Source organism: Spirosoma lituiforme (assembly GCF_054776635.1).
In genome coordinates this window covers 51,117-71,671 of record NZ_BAAHBO010000005.1, presented here as the reverse complement: position 1 = coordinate 71,671, position 20,555 = coordinate 51,117, and the positions used below count along the sequence as shown (strand labels likewise).

General features: G+C 51.9%; 14 protein-coding genes. 6 read left to right on the top strand and 8 right to left on the bottom strand.

Translation table 11 applies throughout. The annotated features are described in order from the left end of the window. Position 1 precedes the first annotated feature (1 nt). Both ACYU87_RS17725 and ACYU87_RS17720 read left to right on the top strand, forming a co-directional pair. Positions 2 to 409, top strand: a complete 408-nt coding sequence (locus ACYU87_RS17725; RefSeq protein WP_461135416.1) for a GNAT family N-acetyltransferase — start codon at positions 2 to 4, stop codon at positions 407 to 409. Positions 410 to 558: 149 nt separating this feature from the next. Beyond that, a complete protein-coding gene (locus tag ACYU87_RS17720) occupies positions 559 to 1,893 on the top strand; it encodes a PQQ-dependent sugar dehydrogenase (protein WP_461135415.1) in 1,335 nt (444 codons plus the stop codon). 87 nt (positions 1,894 to 1,980) lie between these two features. On the opposite strand, the gene ACYU87_RS17715 is transcribed toward ACYU87_RS17720, so the two are convergent. Beyond that, complete coding sequence (locus ACYU87_RS17715; RefSeq protein ID WP_461135414.1) at positions 1,981 to 3,666, bottom strand: hypothetical protein; 1,686 nt, start codon at positions 3,664 to 3,666, stop codon at positions 1,981 to 1,983. Beyond that, positions 3,656 to 4,249 carry an RNA polymerase sigma factor gene (locus tag ACYU87_RS17710; RefSeq protein WP_461135413.1) on the bottom strand — a complete coding sequence of 198 codons (594 nt, stop codon included), beginning with the start codon at positions 4,247 to 4,249 and terminating at the stop codon, positions 3,656 to 3,658. Before ACYU87_RS17710 ends, ACYU87_RS17715 begins: the two co-directional genes overlap by 11 nt. A 177-nt stretch (positions 4,250 to 4,426) precedes the next feature. Here ACYU87_RS17710 and ACYU87_RS17705 point away from each other — a divergent pair, with 177 nt between their 5' ends. Continuing rightward, positions 4,427 to 5,131: an SGNH/GDSL hydrolase family protein gene (locus tag ACYU87_RS17705; RefSeq protein WP_461135412.1), complete on the top strand. Its 705-nt coding sequence runs from the start codon at positions 4,427 to 4,429 to the stop codon at positions 5,129 to 5,131. Positions 5,132 to 5,190: 59 nt separating this feature from the next. Here the strand turns inward: ACYU87_RS17705 and ACYU87_RS17700 are convergent, their stop codons facing one another. From ACYU87_RS17700 to ACYU87_RS17680, 5 genes are all read right to left on the bottom strand, one after another. Beyond that, positions 5,191 to 6,372 (bottom strand): glycoside hydrolase family 88 protein, encoded by a 1,182-nt coding sequence (locus ACYU87_RS17700; protein WP_461135411.1) that lies wholly within the window; start codon positions 6,370 to 6,372, stop codon positions 5,191 to 5,193. 172 nt (positions 6,373 to 6,544) lie between these two features. Then, the gene (locus ACYU87_RS17695; protein WP_461135410.1) at positions 6,545 to 9,655 is read right to left on the bottom strand and encodes an efflux RND transporter permease subunit; all 3,111 of its coding nucleotides are present in this window, start codon (positions 9,653 to 9,655) and stop codon (positions 6,545 to 6,547) included. A gap of 14 nt (positions 9,656 to 9,669) precedes the next feature. After that, positions 9,670 to 10,830 carry an efflux RND transporter periplasmic adaptor subunit gene (locus ACYU87_RS17690; protein ID WP_461135409.1) on the bottom strand — a complete coding sequence of 387 codons (1,161 nt, stop codon included), beginning with the start codon at positions 10,828 to 10,830 and terminating at the stop codon, positions 9,670 to 9,672. A 412-nt stretch (positions 10,831 to 11,242) separates the two neighbouring features. Next, positions 11,243 to 11,872: an NUDIX hydrolase gene (locus ACYU87_RS17685; protein ID WP_461135408.1), complete on the bottom strand. Its 630-nt coding sequence runs from the start codon at positions 11,870 to 11,872 to the stop codon at positions 11,243 to 11,245. Between the two features lie 110 nt (positions 11,873 to 11,982). Continuing rightward, positions 11,983 to 13,566: an NAD(P)/FAD-dependent oxidoreductase gene (locus tag ACYU87_RS17680; RefSeq protein WP_461135407.1), complete on the bottom strand. Its 1,584-nt coding sequence runs from the start codon at positions 13,564 to 13,566 to the stop codon at positions 11,983 to 11,985. A 612-nt stretch (positions 13,567 to 14,178) separates the two neighbouring features. Here ACYU87_RS17680 and ACYU87_RS17675 point away from each other — a divergent pair. The 3 genes from ACYU87_RS17675 to ACYU87_RS17665 all read left to right on the top strand — a co-directional run bounded on the left by ACYU87_RS17675 (position 14,179) and on the right by ACYU87_RS17665 (position 19,252). Beyond that, positions 14,179 to 15,582 carry a S8 family peptidase gene (locus tag ACYU87_RS17675; RefSeq protein WP_461135406.1) on the top strand — a complete coding sequence of 468 codons (1,404 nt, stop codon included), beginning with the start codon at positions 14,179 to 14,181 and terminating at the stop codon, positions 15,580 to 15,582. 316 nt (positions 15,583 to 15,898) lie between these two features. Continuing rightward, positions 15,899 to 17,830 carry a glycoside hydrolase family 88 protein gene (locus tag ACYU87_RS17670; protein WP_461135729.1) on the top strand — a complete coding sequence of 644 codons (1,932 nt, stop codon included), beginning with the start codon at positions 15,899 to 15,901 and terminating at the stop codon, positions 17,828 to 17,830. Positions 17,831 to 18,043: 213 nt separating this feature from the next. Beyond that, positions 18,044 to 19,252 carry an acyl-CoA dehydrogenase family protein gene (locus ACYU87_RS17665; RefSeq protein WP_461135405.1) on the top strand — a complete coding sequence of 403 codons (1,209 nt, stop codon included), beginning with the start codon at positions 18,044 to 18,046 and terminating at the stop codon, positions 19,250 to 19,252. Between the two features lie 54 nt (positions 19,253 to 19,306). Here ACYU87_RS17665 and ACYU87_RS17660 read toward each other — a convergent pair whose 3' ends face one another. After that, positions 19,307 to 20,533: a glycosyltransferase family 2 protein gene (locus tag ACYU87_RS17660; protein WP_461135404.1), complete on the bottom strand. Its 1,227-nt coding sequence runs from the start codon at positions 20,531 to 20,533 to the stop codon at positions 19,307 to 19,309. Positions 20,534 to 20,555 lie beyond the last annotated feature (22 nt).

Below are 20,555 nucleotides of genomic sequence, written 5' to 3'. Positions count from 1 at the left end.
TATGTTTACGATTCAATCCATTACAGCTGAACAAACGTATCCACTGCGCCATTCGGTTCTTTGGCCCGATAAGCCTCTCGACTATGTAAAGGTTGACGACGATGCGGCCGGACATCACTTCGGGGCGTTTGACAACGAGGAGCTGATTGCGGTGATTTCCCTATTCGTGAATGGGCAGGAGAGTCGTTTTCGAAAGTTCGCGGCCCATCCCGATCACCAGCGAAAAGGTGTTGGCACGTTGCTGCTGAATCATGTTATCGCCGAAGCCCGGCGTTTGGGCGCTACAGTACTCTGGTGTGACGCCCGCCTGGATGCAGCCGACTTCTATCGGCGTTTTGGTATGACTGCCGTTAGCGACGTGTTTTACAAAGGTCCGATTCCGTACGCGAAATTTTCGCTGACCCTGTAAGCGCCATAACTAAGTTGACCTGTATATCACCTCTGAAGGCGTAACAAGTCTGGCACTGGCCGATCAGGAAACGGAAACATTCGGCAGAAAGACAAACCATAACTAAACGAGTCCGTAATGAGTTGACTAAGGGTACAATCAACTCAACAATGAAAACCTCAACGCTTTTAATTACGGCCACAACCCTATTGGTCAGCGCCTGGTCATGCAGCCAGAAAAAAACGTCGGATCAGCCGAGCGAAACGGTTGCCACGGCCGATACGACAATTACGCTGCCTGCTCCCTACGCCACAAAATCAACGCAGAAATTCAGTAAAATCGTTGAATGGCCCGCCGGTAAAACACCACAGGCTCCAGCGGGCTTCACGGTAACCGAGTACGCCCGTGATCTGCAAAGTCCGCGCTGGATTTACGTCGCTCCGGATGGCGATATTTTTGTTGCCGAATCGAATACGGAGCGGAAAGGCGTCAAAAATGCGGTCGTCAATGCGGTAACTGGAAAAAATAAGTCGGAGCGGACCGATGCCAGTGCCAACCGCATTACGCTTTTGCGCGATACGAACAAAGACGGGAAACCCGACCTGCGGGAGTCATTCCTGACGGGCTTGAATCAGCCTTTTGGTATGCTCGTACTGGGCGATAAATTCTATGCCGCCAACACGGATGCATTGATGCAGTATGATTACAAGCCTGGCCAGACGAAGATCACTACAGCCGGTAAGAAGATTTTAAGCTTACCGGCTGGTGGCTACAATAACCACTGGACGCGGAACCTGCTGGCTGGTCCTGACGGCAAGAAAATATTTATTTCGGTCGGGTCAGGCAGTAACGTAGGCGAAAATGGTATCGATAAGGAAGTCCGTCGGGCAAATATTCTCGAAGTTAATCCTGATGGAACCGGCGAACGGATTTTTGCCAGCGGTTTGCGTAATCCAGTTGGTATGGGTTGGGAGCCAACCACAAAAACGCTTTATACGGCAGTAAATGAGCGTGACGAGTTGGGTGACGACCTAGTACCCGATTACCTGACAAGCGTTAAAGAAGGGGCTTTTTATGGCTGGCCTTACTCGTACTTCGGTCAGCATGAAGACCCGCGCCGAAAAGGAGAACGGCCTGACCTGGTGAAAAAATCAGTTGTTCCTGAAGTTGCGCTGGGATCGCATACGGCATCGTTGGGATTAGCTTTTTACGACAAAACGGCCTTCCCCGAGAAGTACCGAAACGGGGCCTTCGTGGGTCAGCATGGTTCCTGGAACCGGTCTCAATTCTCTGGCTATAAAGTAGTCTTTGTGCCGTTTCAGGGCGGAAAGCCAGGAACGCCGGAAGATTTTCTGACGGGCTTTCTGACCGGAAAAGACAAAGATGCGTATGGTCGTCCGGTGGGTGTAGCTGTACTGCCTGATGGGTCACTACTCGTTGCTGATGATGCTGGTGGCCGAATCTGGCGGGTAGCGGCCACCAAGTCGCAGGTAGCGTCATTATAAAATAAATAAGCCAAAAGAGAGACGTGGCTGATGCAAACACTAGGTTGCGTCAGCCACGTCTCTCTTTTGCTTCACCAGGGTAACAGCCTAGAACTGATAAAGCACCCGCGCCCGCAGGCTAACCGTTGCTTTTGTCTGCCAGTTAACATCGGGCCGCATAGGCAACTGATCGGCTTGTAAGGGCAACGTTAGCACAGGGCTACCCTGAACAACCCAGTGACGGCTTTGCCACTCCATACCAGCGCCGAATGCCACGCTGGTGATCAAATCGACTGGTTGTGGGTTGCTGAAGCTAAGTTCGTCATAGCCCTTTCTGGGAATCAACACAGGGCATAAGAAGGTTGCATTCTCCGTGTTTGATAAATTCAGCGATGTACCAATCGTTGGAGAGAGCGTTAGACTACGATTTAGCGGTACTCGGTAACCGATAGTGACAGGAAGTTGTATACGGGTTGTGCGGGTATCAATATTAAAAATGTCGCGACGAGGGTCAATAGCACGAGCGAATTCTTTCCGGAAATCCCGCTTCATTCTTTCATCAAAATCATAATCGGTTGCGAATTTACCGCTGTAAGTAGCCTGACTTAACCCAATGCCCACCGACCATTTCTTCTTCGGCCCAACTAACACTTCAGTAAAGACACCGGCGCTTACAACTTTAGACGCCAGTTCGCCACCGACGCCTGCCCGAAAACGACCAGCCATAAGCTTGATTGGCTGACTTTCCGGTGCCGCCTGCTCTGTGGTCCCGGAAACGACTGTTGTTCGTGCAGGACGGATTCGTTTCGCCCGTTGAGCAAGATGACTCGTCCAGTTAATGGTCGGTGCTGATACGGGCGGTAGGTCGATTAGCTCATAAGTAGCCGATACAACTGATTCAGCAGGGTCAGTTGCGGCTGCTTCAGTCGACGTAGGCGTCGTAGTGGTAACCCCGTTATTCCGCGTAATTCCGGTATTGGTCGCTGAAGTTGACGGTATTGTGCGTTGGTCGGGCGATGCATAGTTTCCCTTCGTCGGCTGGTTATACGCGTACTGATCAGATAATCGACGCTCTTTGGCGCGTTTAGCCACTGTAGGCCTATTGGTTATTTCTGATGAATTACCTGTGTTTTTACGTAGTACAGAAGAAGATGTAGAGGGTTCACCATACGCGTCTGTTTTCGGGGTATTGGTTAAATCGTCCGATTGGTTGAGTGCAGTCTGGGTGCTGCGTTCTGTGGCTGCGTATCGCTGATCCGTTGTTTTTTCGGAACGATCAGCCGGGCGTTCGTTTTCCGGAGGAACAACTGGAGAACGAGAGGGTACTGTTACATAGCGGGTAATGTAAACGGTATCCCGTTCACGTTGGTAAACGAGTTTTGCATCGGCGGAGGTAAGTACGTCTTTTTTGCCTTCCTGAGATTGATTGTCTGCCAATGGCCTTGCTGCTGCTGTATCACTGGCCGAAGTAGACGGGGCTGGTTGGCCGGTAGTCGCTGGTTGTTTGGCCTGCTTACTTAGCTGGCCAATCGTTTGCCGAAGTTGATTAATTTCATTGTGTTGCCAGAAACCATACCCCACCAGCACAACAGCGCTAACGGTAGCAGCCGCCATTAACCAGGGCTTTGCCATCCATATACCCCCGCTGAAGGGACTAGTGGGAGAAGGCGTACTCGGTTGAGGGATTCCCGTTTGCAGCGATGACTGCATTCTGGCCCAGTCTTTATCGGAAAATTCCGGCCGAATACTTTCCAGTTTTCGCCGGATAATATCGGAAAATCGGTCAGTTTTCATGATACGGAATAGAAGTCGGTTTACTGTAATGAGCTTGTTTGATGAGTACCTGTAATTTTTGCCGGGCCCGGGCAAAGTTGGAGCGAACGGTTGCTTCGTTATGACTTAGTATCCCCGCAATTTCGTGCAGACTATATCCGTCCACAACGTGCATCATAAATACCGTACGGTAGGTGGGCGTCAGCTGTTGCACCAGAGCGAGTATCTCTTCGGCCGCAATTTGATCGACTACATCATCATCAAAAGCCACCTGCTCGCCTGATTCCAATGAGGCATGCTGCTCAAAACGATGATTTTTGCGGTAATGGCTGATGGCCGTGTTGACTAAAATGGTGCGTAACCAGGCTTTAAACGGTAACGTTTCGTCGTAACTGTCCAAATGCTGAAATGCCTTCAGAAATCCTTCGTTCAATACATCTTCTGCTTCTTCAACGCTCGATGTGTAGCGCAGGCAGATGCTTTTCGCGTAACCAAAAAATTGCTTGAAAAGCGTTCGCTGTGCACGCGGGTCGCTGGCACGGCAGGCCCTGATGACGCTGATCAGGTCATTCTCGGCGAACGGGGAGGACTTTCGAAAAAACAAAGTTTGGTCGGATTTTTACGTATACATTCCTGGCTGTAGAACTAGTACGCGTTTTTAGCCGATAATGTTGCACCTAATAGTCAAGTTATTAACTATTTTTCTCCCCAAAAGCAACACTTAGGTTAGCCAGTACGTACTGACAACAAACGGGTTCATTCATCCCGTTTTGGTTAGCTAATGAACGTCTTGGTGATTGGCGACGAACATACGTACGGCTATGGGCTACCGGAAGGAAACCTTAGTTATATTGGTCATTTTATTCGCAACATCAGCCGCGCCGGGAGAGCGGTATCGGTAGAAGCGTATGCGCATCTGACAATGGCACAAACGACAGCAACGCTGGCTCAGCTACCATTGAACCGGTATGACCTGATTATCCTCCAACTGGACCATACACTTATTCAGACGGCCACCGCACCAGCAACGCATTCGTCGGGTGTGGCCATTCCTGTTTTCCCCGCGTCAAACGCCCTGCGCCGTAAGCTAGGTGCCAGAAAGATCATCGATCAAGTGACGATCCTGAAGAATTCGTTGCTTTCGTTTATTTTTCCCAATCGCGCTGCTTCGTCGATTTCGGTGTTGCTCAACCAGCTAAGGCCCTATCGTCACAATGTATTGTTGTTAACCCCCTTTTCGAGCCTGGTGCCCATCAGCGAGTGGTTGCGCAGACGAAGTCGGGCGGTGTTGCTGCGGGAGGCCGATAAACGACTGGTGAGTGTTTTCGATACGGATGCGGTGATTCGGCCGCGCGAAGAATATTTCCTGCCCAATGACATGGAGCACCTGAATGCCGTAAGTCATGAACTATTAGGCCGGTCCCTATTCGATTTCTATCAGTCGGCACCAACCATTGTCACGATCCAGGCTTTCCGCAGGGAATGAAAGCAGTCGCCCAATAGGAGAGAACCTCGGTATAAGAAGTTTTCAGTTCTACAGCCTTCCTACGACCGAAAAGCTGGCTTCTTACGCAGCGCGTCGTAGCGAAGCAGTGCTTCCAGATAATAGTAATCTGCGTAAATAATGGGGGTGTCCACTTCGCTTTTCTGCGGTTTGTGCCCCACGCTATGCTTCAGAATAAAGTTGTTGTTTTCGCCAAGATTGGCTTTGTAGGCCGGACTGGACAAACTCTCCAGCATCTTCACTGCCGATTGATAATAGGTTTTGGCCGATGGCCCACCGTAGGTACACAACTCCAGCAGAGCCGCTGCGGCGATTGCCCCTGCCGACGCATCCCGTTCTTCATTCGGAATGCCCGGCGCGTTGAAATCCCAGTAAGGAATTTTGTCAGCGGGCAGATTCGGGTGATTCAGGTAAAAATCGGCGATATGGCGAGCGTGTTCCAGGTATTTTTTGTCCTTCGTTTCCCGGTACATGACCGTATATCCATATAAGCCCCACGCCTGACCCCGTGCCCAGGCTGAGTTATCGGCATAGCCCTGCGCCGTTTTCTTGGCTGCTACGCTACCATCCGGATTGTAGCATACCACGTGATAACTGCTGTAGTCGGGCCGGTAATGATTCTTCATTGTGTTGTCAGCATGCGTTACCGACAGATTATAAAACGCCTTGTTCCCTGAGGTACGGGCTGCCCAGAACAGAAATTCCAGGTTCATCATATTGTCGATGATAACCGGATAATCATAGGTCTGAAATTTATTCCAGGACTTGATGACGCCAACTTTCGGGTTGAAACGGGTTGACAGCGACTTGGCACCCGTCAGCATAATGGGAGGATAGGTTGCATTTTTGGTTAGCCGGTAACCATTGCCGAATGGGCAATAGAGCATAAAGCCGAGGTCGTGCGTTCCGGTATTGTACTGCTCTTTGGCCACCGCCATTGTCCACTTATTGGCGGCTTCTTTCCAGACTGGAGCTTTGGTACGTTCGTAAATATGCCAGAGTGAACCACCGAAAAAACCACTGCACCACCAGTCTGATTTACGGTCATCGGGTGATCCGTCGGGTTTAGTTGACTGCGGAAATCGGGTAGTATCAGGGTGAGATTTCAGCATGAGCGCGTATTGCCGAGCGGCAAAGTCAAACTCTTTATCGACGTCAATGGGCGTTTGCGCAAAGGCGAATCGTGCCAATAGGAATAGACAGATGGGCAGGTAGCGTTTCATGCGTGTTTTGACTGGTAAGTAGGTCGGGGTTCGTTTGTAAAGACTCGTTCTGGTACTAAGCAGAAACGTCGCTATTTTTAATCTATTCGTGTTTTGTTTTGCTGAGATAGTTAGTAAAAAAGGGTGATTTGCCTGAACAAATCACCCTTTTTTACCGGCTGTACTGCGCTTATTACGCGTGCACTTCTAATTCTTCCGGTTTCGCCTTATCATCCGTTTTAATGGCTTCCGGCTGGACGTCTTTCCGACGACTCATGTAGGTGTAAATAACCGGAACGACATAAAGGGTAAGGACCAGCGAGAACATCAGCCCCCCCACGATAACGATACCGAGTGGAATCCGACTTTTAGAGGCCGAGCCAAGCGCCAACGCCAGCGGCAACGCACCAAAGGCAGCAACAAGCGTTGTCATCAGAATCGGGCGCAGCCGAAGAGCCGCCGATTCGGTTGCCGCTTCAAACTTGTTCTTGCCGGTCATGCGCTGCTCATTGGCAAATTCCACAATCAGAATACCGTTTTTCGTGACCAGCCCAACGAGCATGATAATACCAATCTGACTGAAAATATTCAGCGTCTGGTTGAACATCCAGAGTGAGAACACAGCACCGGCCAGCGCCAGTGGTACTGTAATCATGATGATCAGCGGATCAATGAATGAGTCGAACTGGGCTGCCAGGACGAGGTAAACCAGAATCAGCGCCAAGCCAAAGGCAAACAGCGTGTTGGACGAACTTTCGGCATAATCGCGCGAAGGGCCGGAAAGCGCCGTCTGAAAACTCTCGTCGAGCGTCCGGGCGGCAATGGCCCGCATCGCTTCTACGCCATCGCCAACGGTTTTTCCGGGTGCCAGCCCCGCCGATACAGTAGCCGATTTAAATCGATTATAGTGGTATACCTGGGGCGGGCTACTCACTTCCTGAAATTTTACCAGGTTATCTAACTGAATGAGTTGTCCCTGACTGGATCGTACATAAAACGAGGCCAAATCAACCGGCGCATCACGATCGGCCCGGTCTACTTGTCCGATAACCTGGTATTGCTTTCCGTTCATCAGGAAGTAGGCCAACCGTCGGTTACTGAGAGCTAGTTGCAGCGTCTGGGCCACATCCTGCACCGAAATGCCCAGGTTCGTCGCTTTTTCGCGGTCGATACTGATGTTCAGTTCAGGCTTGTTGAATTTAAGATCGACGTCGGAGTTCTGGAATGTCGGGTCTTTCTGAACTTCGTCGAGGAAGGTTGGCAGCTTTTCGCGCAGCTTCTCAAAATTAAGGTTCTGAATGACGAACTGCACGGGTAAACCACCGCCCCGGCCAACCTGAATCGTTTGATCCTGCGTGGCAAACATCCGCGCTTCGCTGAACTTTTTCAGGCCTTTGTTCAGATAATCCACAATTTCCTGCTGGGATCGTTTCCGCTCGCTGGGATCGTTCATGTTGATCATCACAAATGACGAATTGACGGCCCCCGCCCCCGAAAAACCAGGCGCTACAACGCTAAAGGCAAGTTTCGTTTCTGGAATGGAGTCGAGTACCAGCTGCATAACCCGGTCAGTAGTCGTCGCCTGTGCTTCATAACTGGTGCCTTCGGGGGAGGTAATGGAAACTCGGGTGCGACTACGGTCTTCCAGAGGAGCCAACTCGGACTTAAGTAACGCGCCCAGTCCGAAAATCAGCAGCATACAGGCTCCAATCATGACGAATGCCCAGCCCCGTTTCCGCATGAAGCTATCGAGCGACGATCGGTACGAATTGTCCAGCCATACAAAGAACGGCTCCGTTTTCTGGTAAAACCAGGAACGGCCGTGGTTCTTACTGGTCAGTTTAACGCTCAATACGGGTGTCAGCGTCAGCGATACAAAGGCTGAAATCAACACAGCGCCAGCCACCACGATACCAAACTCGCGGAACAGACGTCCAACGAATCCTTCCAGGAAAATAATCGGCAGGAACACAATCGCCAGCGTGATGGACGTCGCCAGTACCGCAAAGAAAATCTCGTTGGAGCCTTCTTTGGCCGCCTGCTTGGTGTCCATACCCTGCTCAATCTTCTTGAAAATATTCTCCGTTACGACAATACCATCATCCACCACAAGGCCGGTGGCCAAAACGATTCCCAGCAACGTCAAGACGTTGATACTAAAGTCGGCCACGTACATGATGAAGAACGCACCGATCAGCGATACCGGAATATCGATCAGGGGCCGGAAGGCAATGAGCCAGTCGCGGAAAAAGAAATAAATAACCAGCACAACCAGCACAAACGAGATCAGCAGCGTTTCGCCTACTTCTTCAATGGCCCGCCGGATGAAAATACTACGGTCAATACCGATGCTGACGATAATATCGTCGGGCAGGTCTTTCTTAAGCTGATCGAAACGTTTATAGAACTCATCAGCGATGCTTACGTAGTTGGCACCGGGTTGAGGAATCAGCACCAGAATAACGCCCACCGCGCCGTTCTGCTTTGAGATGGTTTCTTCGTTCTCGGCTCCCAGGGTTGCATAGCCCACGTCTTTGAAACGCACGATCTGGTTGCTCGTCTGGCGCAGAATCAGGTTGTTGAAGTCATCTTCCGTCGTCAGTCGTCCTACGGCTTTAACCGTCAGTTCGGTGTTGTTGCCGTAGACTTTACCACTGGGTAACTCGACGTTCTGCGCGTTGAGAGCCGCCTGAATATCTTGCGAGGTAAGCCGGTAAGCCGATAGTTTGATAGGGTCGATCCACAGCCGCATGGCCTGCCGTTTCAGCCCGTAGATGTTGGCCTGGCTAACACCAGGAATGGTTTGTACGCGCTCCTGCAGTACGTTCTCGGCGTAATCGGATAGCTGCGTTGGGTTGCGGGTTGTGCTCTGAACGGTCATGAAAATGATCGGTTCCGAGTTTGCATCGGCCTTCGTTACCACCGGCGGAGCGTCAATATCCTGCGGAAGTTGCCGCTGAGCCTGAGCGACTTTGTCCCGTACGTCGTTAGCAGCCTGTTCCAGGTTGGCATCCAGGTTAAACTCAATGGTGATTGTGCTGGCACCAAGGGCACTGCTGGAAGAAATCGTCCGAATGCCTTCGATACTGTTCAGCGATTTCTCGATGGGCTCTGTAATCTGCGACTCGATAATGTCGGGGTTGGCACCGGTGTAGTTCGTCCGCACCGAGATGACCGGCGGGTCAATGGCTGGGTATTCGCGAACGCCCAGAAAGGTAAAGCCGATGACGCCAAAAAGCACGATGATGATGGACATCACCATTGCGAAAACGGGTCGGTTCAGACTAAGCTCGGGTAGACTCATTTCAGTTGCTTTTTTTAGTTTTGGGCTACTTTGGGACCAGTACTGGGTATGGTTATGACCTTACCAATCTTAACGGGGGCATCCTGCTTAAGAAACAGCAATCCGGTGGTGGCAACGGTGTCGCCTTTTTGCAGGCCCGACAGAATCTGAATCGTCCCAGCCGTCCGAAGTCCGGTTTTTACATCTCTGAAGGTAGCCTTCCCGTTTTTAACCAGAATGACCTGATTGGTGCGGGTTTGCGGGATAACAGCCTGGGTAGGCACCACCAAACTCTGCTCATTCTGAATGGTCAGGGTTACGCGGGCAAACGTGCCGGGGCGGAATAAAGGTTGACCATTGCCCGCTGTTTCATTGTTTACCCGAGCCCGAATGCGCAGATTACGCGTTTGCTCATCGACACCTGGTTCGATCGCGTACACGATTCCCTGGCTTTGTTTATTGCTGCCGTCTACAACAAACGAAATCCGACTACCGGTATGGACTGCCGAACCGTATTTTTCAGGAATGGAAAAGTCGAGTTTGAGCGACGAAATCTGCTGAAGGCGGGCAATGAGTGTGTTGGTTGAGACAACGGCCCCCGAACTGACATTTCGCAGACCGATTACGCCCGAAAAAGGAGCCCGGATTTCGGTTCGTTGCAGATTCGCTTTGACCAGGTCTATGTCTGCCAAGGAGGAGCGAAGATTCGTTGTTACAATGTCGTATTCCTGCTGACTGATACCGCCCCGCTCCAGCAGTTGCTTGTTGCGTTCTTCGGTCCGACGGGCGTTATCGGCCTGTGCCTGAAGCTTTTGCAATTGGGCTTTCAAGTCGGTATCAAACAATTTTACCAGTAAATCGCCTTTCGAGACGGGCTGGCCTTCCCGGATGTTAAGCTGAGTGATACGAGCTGAAATTTCGGGATAGATATCGACCTGTTCTGAAGCCAGCAGCGAGCCGCTGGATACGATATCTTCCCGAAGTTGCTGTGAAATAACCACGAATCCATTCACGCTGGCTAGTCCGCCACCACCAGGGCCTCCTTTGCCTCCACCGGCTCCCCCTTTGGCATCTGCCGCCCCTTTGCCTCCAGCGCCGGGTGCGCCTGCGCCGGGAGCCGGATGTAAAACTTTGTTATACACAATTATCCCGCCGAGTACCAGAACGACGAGACCGATAGCAATCCATCTTTTCACAGGAATAGGTTGTAGAAGGGTACTTGATTCAACGACCGAATGATCGCATTTGTTCTTTAACTACAAAGCTATCAAGGTTAATGACTATATCAATCGTCAGATAGCTGATTCTGAATGGTTTTTCTCTGAATTATCTGGACTGACCGGAGAGTTGTCCTTACCTGATTATCCGTAGAAATCCTCACGCTTTATTCGAAAATCTATTTGTTTGTTCTCCTATAAAGCCATTTTTCATACTGGTAATGAGCTATCTATTAGAATTACTTTCGTCTGTAACATGCTTTGACAATGCATATACGTTTCAGGAAGTACTTATAGTAGCCGGGGAGAAAAAATGTCGACCGTACACCGCCTTTCAGTACGCCTGGCTATCCAGCGCCTGGTGATGGGCGGGCGCTGCAAATAGATGCGTTTACGAGTCCATGACCATTAACAGTTCACTGATCATCATAGCGGTGGCTCCCCAAACCCGGTACCCCTGAATCTGATAAAATGGCGCGTCGACGGTGATGCCTCGAACCTCGATCTGGCTGTCGCCAACGATTGTTTCGTCCAGGAGCGTATCTAAACTAACTTCCACAACGGCCTCAACCTCCCGTGGGTCGGGATAAAAATCGGGCCGGTAGGGGAGCACACCCACCACAGGCTGCACGTAAAAATTGCTCGGGGGAATGTACAATTCTGTCAGCAAACCCAGCACTTGTACATCCGACACCCGAATGCCCACCTCTTCCTGGGCTTCCCGCAGGGCGGTACGAGTCAGATTTTCGTCAATGCGCTCCATGCGCCCACCTGGGAAAGCCATCTGGCCAGCGTGAACACCGTCGTACTGCGGCCTGAGAATCAGGGGCAGGTAAATGGAATGTTGATAGGGATAAAAGCAGATCAGCACGGCACTCCGGCGCGTTCGCTCATTGGGCTTGACACCAAGCCGATACCGCGCTGTCGACGCCATCTTTTTGTGAGCAACTTCACCCGGCAAGGGGTTTTGCAACCGTTGGCGGAGATGGTCAGCGAAGGTATGGAATGACGTGTCGATCATTGTTGGTTTACAATTTGTGCGGCTCCCCGCCGGGATTTATGGTTCAAGTCGGTGCTGCTGCGCTGCCTGCGCCAGCTCACCGGAACGACACACCGCCGTAAACCAAAGCCCTATCTATACAGCTTAACTAATTCTTCGGCACATCGTTCACCATCCATGGCTGCCGAAACGATGCCCCCTGCATAACCAGCCCCCTCCCCACAGGGAAACAGCCGCGAAACCTGCACGTGCTCGCACGTCTCGCGATGACGGGGAATGCGTATCGGCGACGATGTACGGCTTTCAACGCCAATTACCTGGCCGTCATTGCTGAGGTAACCCCGCATTTTTTTGCCGAAATCCCGTAGCCCCTGGCGAAGCGGCTGCGCAATATGATCGGGTAGAACCTCGCTCATGTCGACTGATGCCAGACCCGGCTGGTAAGAGGTGGGGAGCAACTGGGTAGATACCCGGCCGTCCACAAAGTCGGCAACCCGTTGCGCGGGGGCGGTTTGGCGACCGTCGCCCATTTGGCAGGCCCATCGCTCCAGATCCTGCTGCAGCGCCAGCCCGGCCAGTGGCCCTTCGTCGGCATACGGAAGAAGGTCTTCATCTGCAATGGCTACGACCAAACCCGAGTTGGCAAATTGCGAATCCCGGCGCGATGGCGACATCCCGTTAACGACCAGTTCGCCCGGTGCGGTTGCGGCCGGAACAATAAACCCGCCCGGACACATACAAAACGAGAAAACGCCCCGTTCTACCCCTTTGAATCGGGTTTGGGCAACCAGACTGTAGGAGGCCGCCGGCAAATAATCGCCCCGCTGCGGCCGGTGGTATTGAAACTGATCGATCAAACGCTGTTGATGTTCAATGCGAACGCCCATAGCAAACGGCTTGGCCTCAATGAGAATCCGGCGTGCCTGGAGCAGGTAAAAAATATCGCGGGCCGAATGCCCCGTTGCCAGAATAACCCCGATTCCCTCTATTGATTCGCCAGTGGCCAGTACGACGCCTTTCAGCGCCGTAGGTCCCGTCGGCGATTCGGTCAGTAGCAAATCGGTAACTTTCGTATCGAATCGAACGTCGCCCCCGGCGTTCAGTATGGTTTCGCGGAGATCGGTGACTACGTTTGGTAATTTGTTGGTGCCAATGTGTGGATGAGCGTCAACCAGAATCTGTTCGGTAGCTCCGTGAGCCACGAAGATTTCCAGAATGCGCCGAACATCGCCCCGTTTGGTAGACCGGGTGTAGAGCTTCCCGTCGGAGTACGTTCCAGCTCCGCCTTCGCCAAAACAGTAGTTTGATTCCGGGTTGACGATATGGTCTTTGTTGATGGCGGCCAGATCCCGTCGGCGGGCGCGTACATCGCTTCCCCGCTCCAGCACGATGGGTTTTATACCCAGCTCAATGAGCCGCAAGGCCGCAAACAATCCTGCTGGTCCGGCTCCTACAACAATAGCCTGTGGTGCCCGACTAACATCGGCTTGCGGTTTCCGATACTGGATGAGCGGGGGCGGGGTTTCGCCCGAAAAAACATCGGCATCAACTTTTACGCGTACCTGCCGGTTGCGCGCATCAATCGACTGCCGCCGTTTTCGCACCACAACATCGGCGGTGTCGGGCAGTGAAAGATGATCTAAAGCCTGTTCCCGAAAGGCTGGTTCATCGAAAGCCAGCTCGGGGGGGAGGTTAAGTGAAATCTGGTGAATCATTGTCAATAAAGGCCGTTACGGCTGGGTCGGCAACTAATCAGAAAAAAGCTGTTCTGTATTTCTGCAATTTACTAACAGGTACGCATCTATTTGGGTTCTTTCCGGACTAATTCCGCAGGATTCGCCGGAGTACAGGTATAGGGAGTAACCAAACGAAGAGCCGGGCCACCGGGCGGGCAGATTTCCGGCTTACTCTTATGGAGGCTTCTTCCTCCCCATTATAAATCAGAAATATCATTACAACTGGAGGCCAGCAACACACTCGGCTATAGACAAGTACCGCCCATTACTACTGCGTATTTCTCCACTGTTCATTAATCAGCAGATGATTGTCCAGGCAAACCGGCCGGGTGGTAAAGGAGACTTCGATCTGTAAACGGTCGACGTGCCTGAGCGGTGGTAACTAGTTACCTTGGTATCAAGATTTCTATCAAAAAATTTATTGAGAGGTAGGTGATGTATTCCATTGTGAATCAATAGGATACATTAAAGGTATAATTATTTAAAAAAATTAATAAATACCATGGGGAATCTACTATACGTAAAACGATGTATTGTTTGAAAGTAAACACAAATTTTAAATTCAGTCAATTAACTCAAAGATCAATGGTTATGCTGAAATTTGTAATGAGTCGTTTGGGAATGGCCACGGCTGTGCTGGCAACAGGCTTCCTCGTTAGCAACTGTAAATCTGACCTCGCTATCGAGACGCCAACGCCGGTAAACACAACGGCAGGTGCGCGTCTGGCAACGGGTGAGCAATACGTGCCAGGTGAAGTGCTGATCAAGTTCACAAAGGGGTTGAGCGCCGTTGGCCGCCTGCCTATCCTTAACCTGATTGGCGGTACCGTTGCCGAGACAATTTTGACTAAAACGATGCAGGACGCCGGTATCACTGATGGCATTCTGCGGGTAAAAACAAGCAAAGAAATCGCGCAGGTGCTGACCCTGTTAAATGGTGTGCCAGGCGTGGAATTTGCCGAGCCTAACTTTATTTACACGCACCAGGCTACGTCTAATGACCCCTTATATACCAATGGTTCGCTGTGGGGTATGTACGGCCCGTCTACGTCGCCTGCCAATCAGTTTGGCAGCGCAGCCGGAACGGCCTGGGCGAACAACAAAACCGGATCGAGCTCGGTCATCGTCGGTATCATTGATGAAGGGTATATGACAACGCACGCTGATCTGAGCGCCAACGCCTGGGTGAATCCGTATGAAACAGCCAACGGTGTTGATGATGACGGCAACGGCTACATCGACGACGTAAATGGCTGGGACTTTGCCGCCAACGACGCCAGCGTATACGACGGTACGGGCGACGACCACGGTACGCACGTGGCAGGTACGATCGGTGCTCGTGGCGGCAATGGGGCGGGAGTAGCAGGTGTCTGCTGGAACGTAAAAATGATTTCGCTGAAGTTCCTGGGCTCTGGTGGTGGATCGTCAACGGCGGCTATCAAAGCCATTGACTACCTGACTGATCTGAAAACACGTCACGGGCTAAACATCGTGGCTAGTAACAACTCATGGGGTGGTGGTGGCTACTCGCAGTCGCTGCAAAGCGCGATTGGCCGGGCTAATAACGCGGGTATCCTGTTCGTCGCGGCTGCTGGTAACGGCGGTAGCGATGGCGTGGGCGACGATAACGACGCTGTACCAAATTACCCATCCAACTACACCAATGCCAATGTAATTGCCGTTGCGTCGATCACCTCGTCGGGGGCGCTGTCGAGTTTCTCGAACTACGGCGCGCAAACAGTAGACATCGGTGCACCCGGATCAAACATCCAGTCGACGCTGCCGTACACCGGAACAACACCTGCTTACGGTGCCTACAGCGGTACATCGATGGCGACGCCACACGTGACAGGCGCAATTGCCTTGTACAAATCGATTAACCCATCGGCTACGGCTTCGCAGATCAAATCGGCGATCCTGAACGCCGGGGTTACTACCAGCTCACTGTCGGGCAAGTGCGCGACCGGCGACCGGCTGCGGGTGAGTTCGTTTTAAGTACCAGATGCAGGTGCGTTGACAGGTGCCGGAGATTACTCCGGCACTTTTTTTAGTATTAGCCAGCCGGAGCCGCGTTGTCGCTTCTTGGTTAGGCGCTTGACCATCGGCTTTATAGTCAGGTCCCTATTTTTTTGCCGGCTCCTTCAGTCGTAGCTTGTCCTGGTGGATGAGTTGCATAAACAGGGTAGCGGTAAACACTTTGGTCATGCCCAGTATAGTACTCAGTACGTTTTAGTTAATTGCCTGCTGGTCGGTAGGGTAGAATTTGCCCCGAATGATCTATTATAAGGTAACAAACGAGAAAAAGATGACGATGAAGTCTAGCCTGATCAGTTGCCTGCTGTTTTTCAGTCATTACGCACTGGCCCAATCCACAACCACGCAACCCGGGCGCGGGCTTCCCTGGTCGCAGCGCATGGTGGCAACGATCATGGCCAGTAACGCCGATTCCATTGCTTACGTAAAAGAAGGAAAAGATGCCCACTGGGAGTATGAAATGGGCGTCATTTTACAGGCCATCGAACAGGTTTGGTATCGCACCGCCGACGATCGCTATTTTCAGTACATCCAGAAAAATATGGATCGGTATGTAACGGATACCGGCGATATCCGAACCTACAGAATGGATGAGTACAATATTGATTACGTGACACCCGGCCGGTCCTTGCTGATGCTTTCTCAACAGACTCTACCGGGTAAGGAAAAATACCGCAAGGCCGCCGATCTGTTGCGAAAGCAGCTCACCCAGCAGCCACGCACCAACGAAGGAGGATTCTGGCACAAGAAACGATACCCATCTCAGATGTGGCTCGATGGTCTGTATATGGCCGAGCCGTTTTATGCGGAGTACACCCGTTTGTACGGGAAGCCCGTCGATTTTGATGATATTGTGAATCAGTTCGTCTGGATGGAAAAACACGCCCGCGACGAAAAGACGGGCTTGCTTTATCATGGCTGGGACGAAAGCCGGGAACAGAAATGGGCCAATAAGCAAACGGGAAAATCACCTAACTTCTGGAGCCGGGCGATGGGCTGGTATGCCATGGCGCTGGTTGATGTGCTGGATTACGTGCCGGCGTCGTACCCGCGCCGGGGCGAATTGGTTGCCATTCTTCAACGGACGTTGCCTGCTATTGTCAAGTATCAGGACCCGAAATCAGGCTGCTGGTACCAGGTTACGGATCGGATGGGCGATAAGGGAAACTACCTCGAAGCATCTGGTACGGGTATGTTTGTGTATGCCCTGGCGAAAGGCGTTCGGATGGGTTACTTGCCCGCTACGATGTTAACATCGGCCCGCAAAGGCTACGACGGCATGCTGAAAAACTTTATCTCGACCGATGCCAGTGGCCAGATTCATCTGGAGAAAACCGTACTGGTGGGTGGTCTGGGCGGTAATCCTTACCGTGATGGTAGTTACGACTATTACCTGAGCGAGCCATTGCGTCAGGATGACCTGAAAGGCGTTGGGCCATTTATTATGGCCAGCGTTGAGATGGAGATTGCCAATGAACGGACAATCGGTCAGGGTAAAACCGTGGCCGTGGATAATTACTTCAATCACGAGTTTCGCAAAGGGGCCGATGGTCAGCCGGAACCGTTTCATTACACCTGGGATGACCGGCAACATTCCGGCTTTTTCTGGTGGGGTACCATCTTCCGGAGTCTGGGAGCCAAAACTGTAACGGTAGCGGGGCCGCCAACCACGGCTTCGCTGAAAGGCGTAGATGTTTACATTATTGTTGACCCCGATACGCCCAAAGAAACGGCTACGCCAAATTACGTGAATGAAACAGATGTAAACGCCATTACCAACTGGGTGGCGGCCGGTGGTACGCTGGTGCTGATGGCCAATGATACGTCGAACTGCGAGCACGTGCAGTTTAATAAGCTGGCTGCCCGGTTTGGGATGCAGTTTCTGCCGAAAAATCGAAACATGGTTCAGGGTACGCAGTGGGACCAGGGGCAAATAACGATACCCGCCGGAAACGGGATTTTTCCCAAAACGCGGACGGTTTACATCAAGGAGTTAGCGCCAATCAGCCTTAAGTCTCCCGCTAAAGCCGCCGTAACTGATGAAGGAGATGTGATCGTGGGAACTGCTTCGGTTGGAAAGGGCCGTGTTCTGGCCGTTGGCGATCCGTGGCTCTATAATGAGTACGTTGATGGTCGGCGGATTCCCGCTAAATTCGAAAACTTTGGAGCTGCCAGGGAACTAGCGATCTGGCTGCTGGGACGCCAATAAGAGAACGCTGGTAAGATTCATGCCAAGAGCTGTTCGTGCGTTGTAATTTGTGCGGATCGGAGCGTCGACTTATTCCAGGTTCGTATCTTCACGAACCATCAGACAGCCCAGGAAGGGTAGGTGCCAATCTGAAGCAATAGGTTGATCAATGACAACTGCTGGATAAAAATCAATAGTTTGGTAACAAGCCCTACCTTTTTGAGTTAACCCAGTATGCAATCGACCTCCCTGAATCCATCCCGAAATAAGGCTGACATGTTTGAGTCGCCGGACTTCTATTGTCTTGATGATCTGCTGACCGCTGAACACAAGTTGGTTCGGTCGGCCGTACGCACGTTCGTCAAGCGCGAAATTACACCCATTGCTGAGGACTATGCCCAGCGGGCCGAATTTCCCCGGCATATCGTACCGAAATTCGGCCAGATTGGTGTCTTTGGCGCCACCATTCCAACCGAATATGGAGGAGGTGGATTGGATCAGATTTCCTACGGCTTGATGACGCAGGAGATTGAGCGGGGCGATTCCGGCATGCGTTCCTGCGTATCGGTGCAGAACTCGCTGGTGATGTACCCGATCTGGGCGTTTGGATCGGAGGACCAGCGGCAAAAATACCTGCCCCGCCTGGCAACGGGCGAACTGATTGGTTGCTTTGGCCTGACCGAAGCGAACCATGGCTCTGATCCGGGCGGTATGGAAAGTAACTTCATTGAACGGAGCGACTATTATCTGCTCAACGGTTCGAAGCTCTGGATTACCAACGCCGATATTGCCGACATTGCGATTGTGTGGGCCAGAAATGACCAGGGCAAAGTACGCGGGCTGATCGTAGAACGGGGGATGGAAGGCTTTACTACGGCCGAAATAAAAAACAAGTGGTCGCTACGGGCCAGTACTACCGGCGAACTGATGTTTCAGGATGTACAGGTCCCAAAGGAGAACTTGCTGCCTGAAGCATTTGGCCTGAAAAGTGCGCTGAAGTGTCTGGAGCAGGCTCGTTATGGCATTTGCTGGGGTGCTCTGGGAGCAGCCATGGAGTGCTACGAGGTGGCCCGCCGGTATGCACTCGAACGGATTCAATTCGGCAAACCCATTGCCAGCTTTCAGTTGGTGCAGAAAAAGCTAGCCGAAATGCTGACCGATATTACGCAGGGCCAATTACTGTGCTGGCGACTGGGCGTGCTCAAAAATGAGGACAGAGCGACCGTGGCCCAGATTTCGATGGCCAAGCGCAACAACGTCGAAATGGCGTTGCGGGTAGCTCGCGAAGCCCGCCAGATTCTGGGTGCCATGGGTATTTCGGGCGATTACCCGATTATGCGCCATCTGATGAATCTCGAATCCGTGAGTACGTACGAGGGCACTCATGACATTCAGCTGCTTATTTTAGGCGCTGAGATAACCGGCATTCCTGCGTTCAAATAAACAGGTGAACGAAGCAACTACCATGGAGATTCGATAGACAGGAAGCCCTGTTCGTCAATTTACGTTCAACTCCACTTCATCCGCGCGTCGGGCTTTTTCCCAAATACCCGACGTGTTGCCGCGCCAGTAACGTAGAAAACCTAAAATGGCACAGACGTTCATGAAGGTAAAGTAAAACGGAACAAACAACGCTTTGACGCGTATTCGGCGGTGTTCCAGACGATACCCGAGGTAGGCGGCCGCGTAGAATACGCATTGGCCGATGAAAAAGACCAGCCAGAACAGGTATATCGGCGTTATCGTTTGCGGAACGGGTAGTAGCAGTGCCAGATTAGCCAGCCAGATCAGGGGTAGGCAGAAGGGAGTTACTGCCCAGCGCAATACCCGGTGTGATACATATTGAAACGTGAGCCAGCCGTAACGAGCAACATTCAGTAAATACAGCAACCGCATAATCGACTGAAAGCCACCGGCTGCAATGCGTACCTTCCGTTTTTTTTCCTCATCAATGGAAAACGAAGGCCGCTCTACCGCATAAGCGTCGGGTTCATACTCAACCCGATAGCCTCTTCCGGCAATCCGGAGTGAGATAATAAAGTCATCCAGTAGAGTATCGGGCTCAACGGTTTCGTACAAATTGGTTCGCACGGCAAACAGCTCACCAGCCGCCCCCACAACGGTGTGTAACTGAGCATCTTTTCGTTTCAGATACGACTCATATTTCCAGTACAGTCCCTCGCCCGAACCCGCTGCCGATTCGCTGTCAAGCACTTCGATGCGTTTTTCGCCCGCCACTGCACCCACCGAATCATGCCGGAAATGCCGCACCAAATGACGAATGGCCCGGCTGTTGAGTTGGGTATTGGCATCACTAAAAATCACGATGGGGGTTTTAACGTGCGTGATTGCCCTGTTCATGGCGGCTACTTTGCCCGCGCGTTCGTCACCGCCCAGCACCTCAATCTGCTTGTCGCCACGCAGACGCAGGGCTTCCAGATAAGCGGTAGACCCATCGTTTGAGCCTTCGGTAACAAACAGAAGTTGAAGTTTGTCGGCTGGATAATCCAGCTCGCGGGAGTTCTGAAGTTTGGCTGGCAGGCATCCCATCTCGTTGTAGGCCGCCATGACCAGCGTTACCATCGGCTCATAGGTGTCGTCATTTACCGTTGGCCGGGGTCCCTTCACCAGGGTACGAATCTTGACCAGTAACGTAATCAGAATGCCGTAGCCCAGATAGGTATAGGCTACGATGCCTAAACACAGGAGAAGAAATAACTGCATGATCAGTAGCAATTGGATGCGA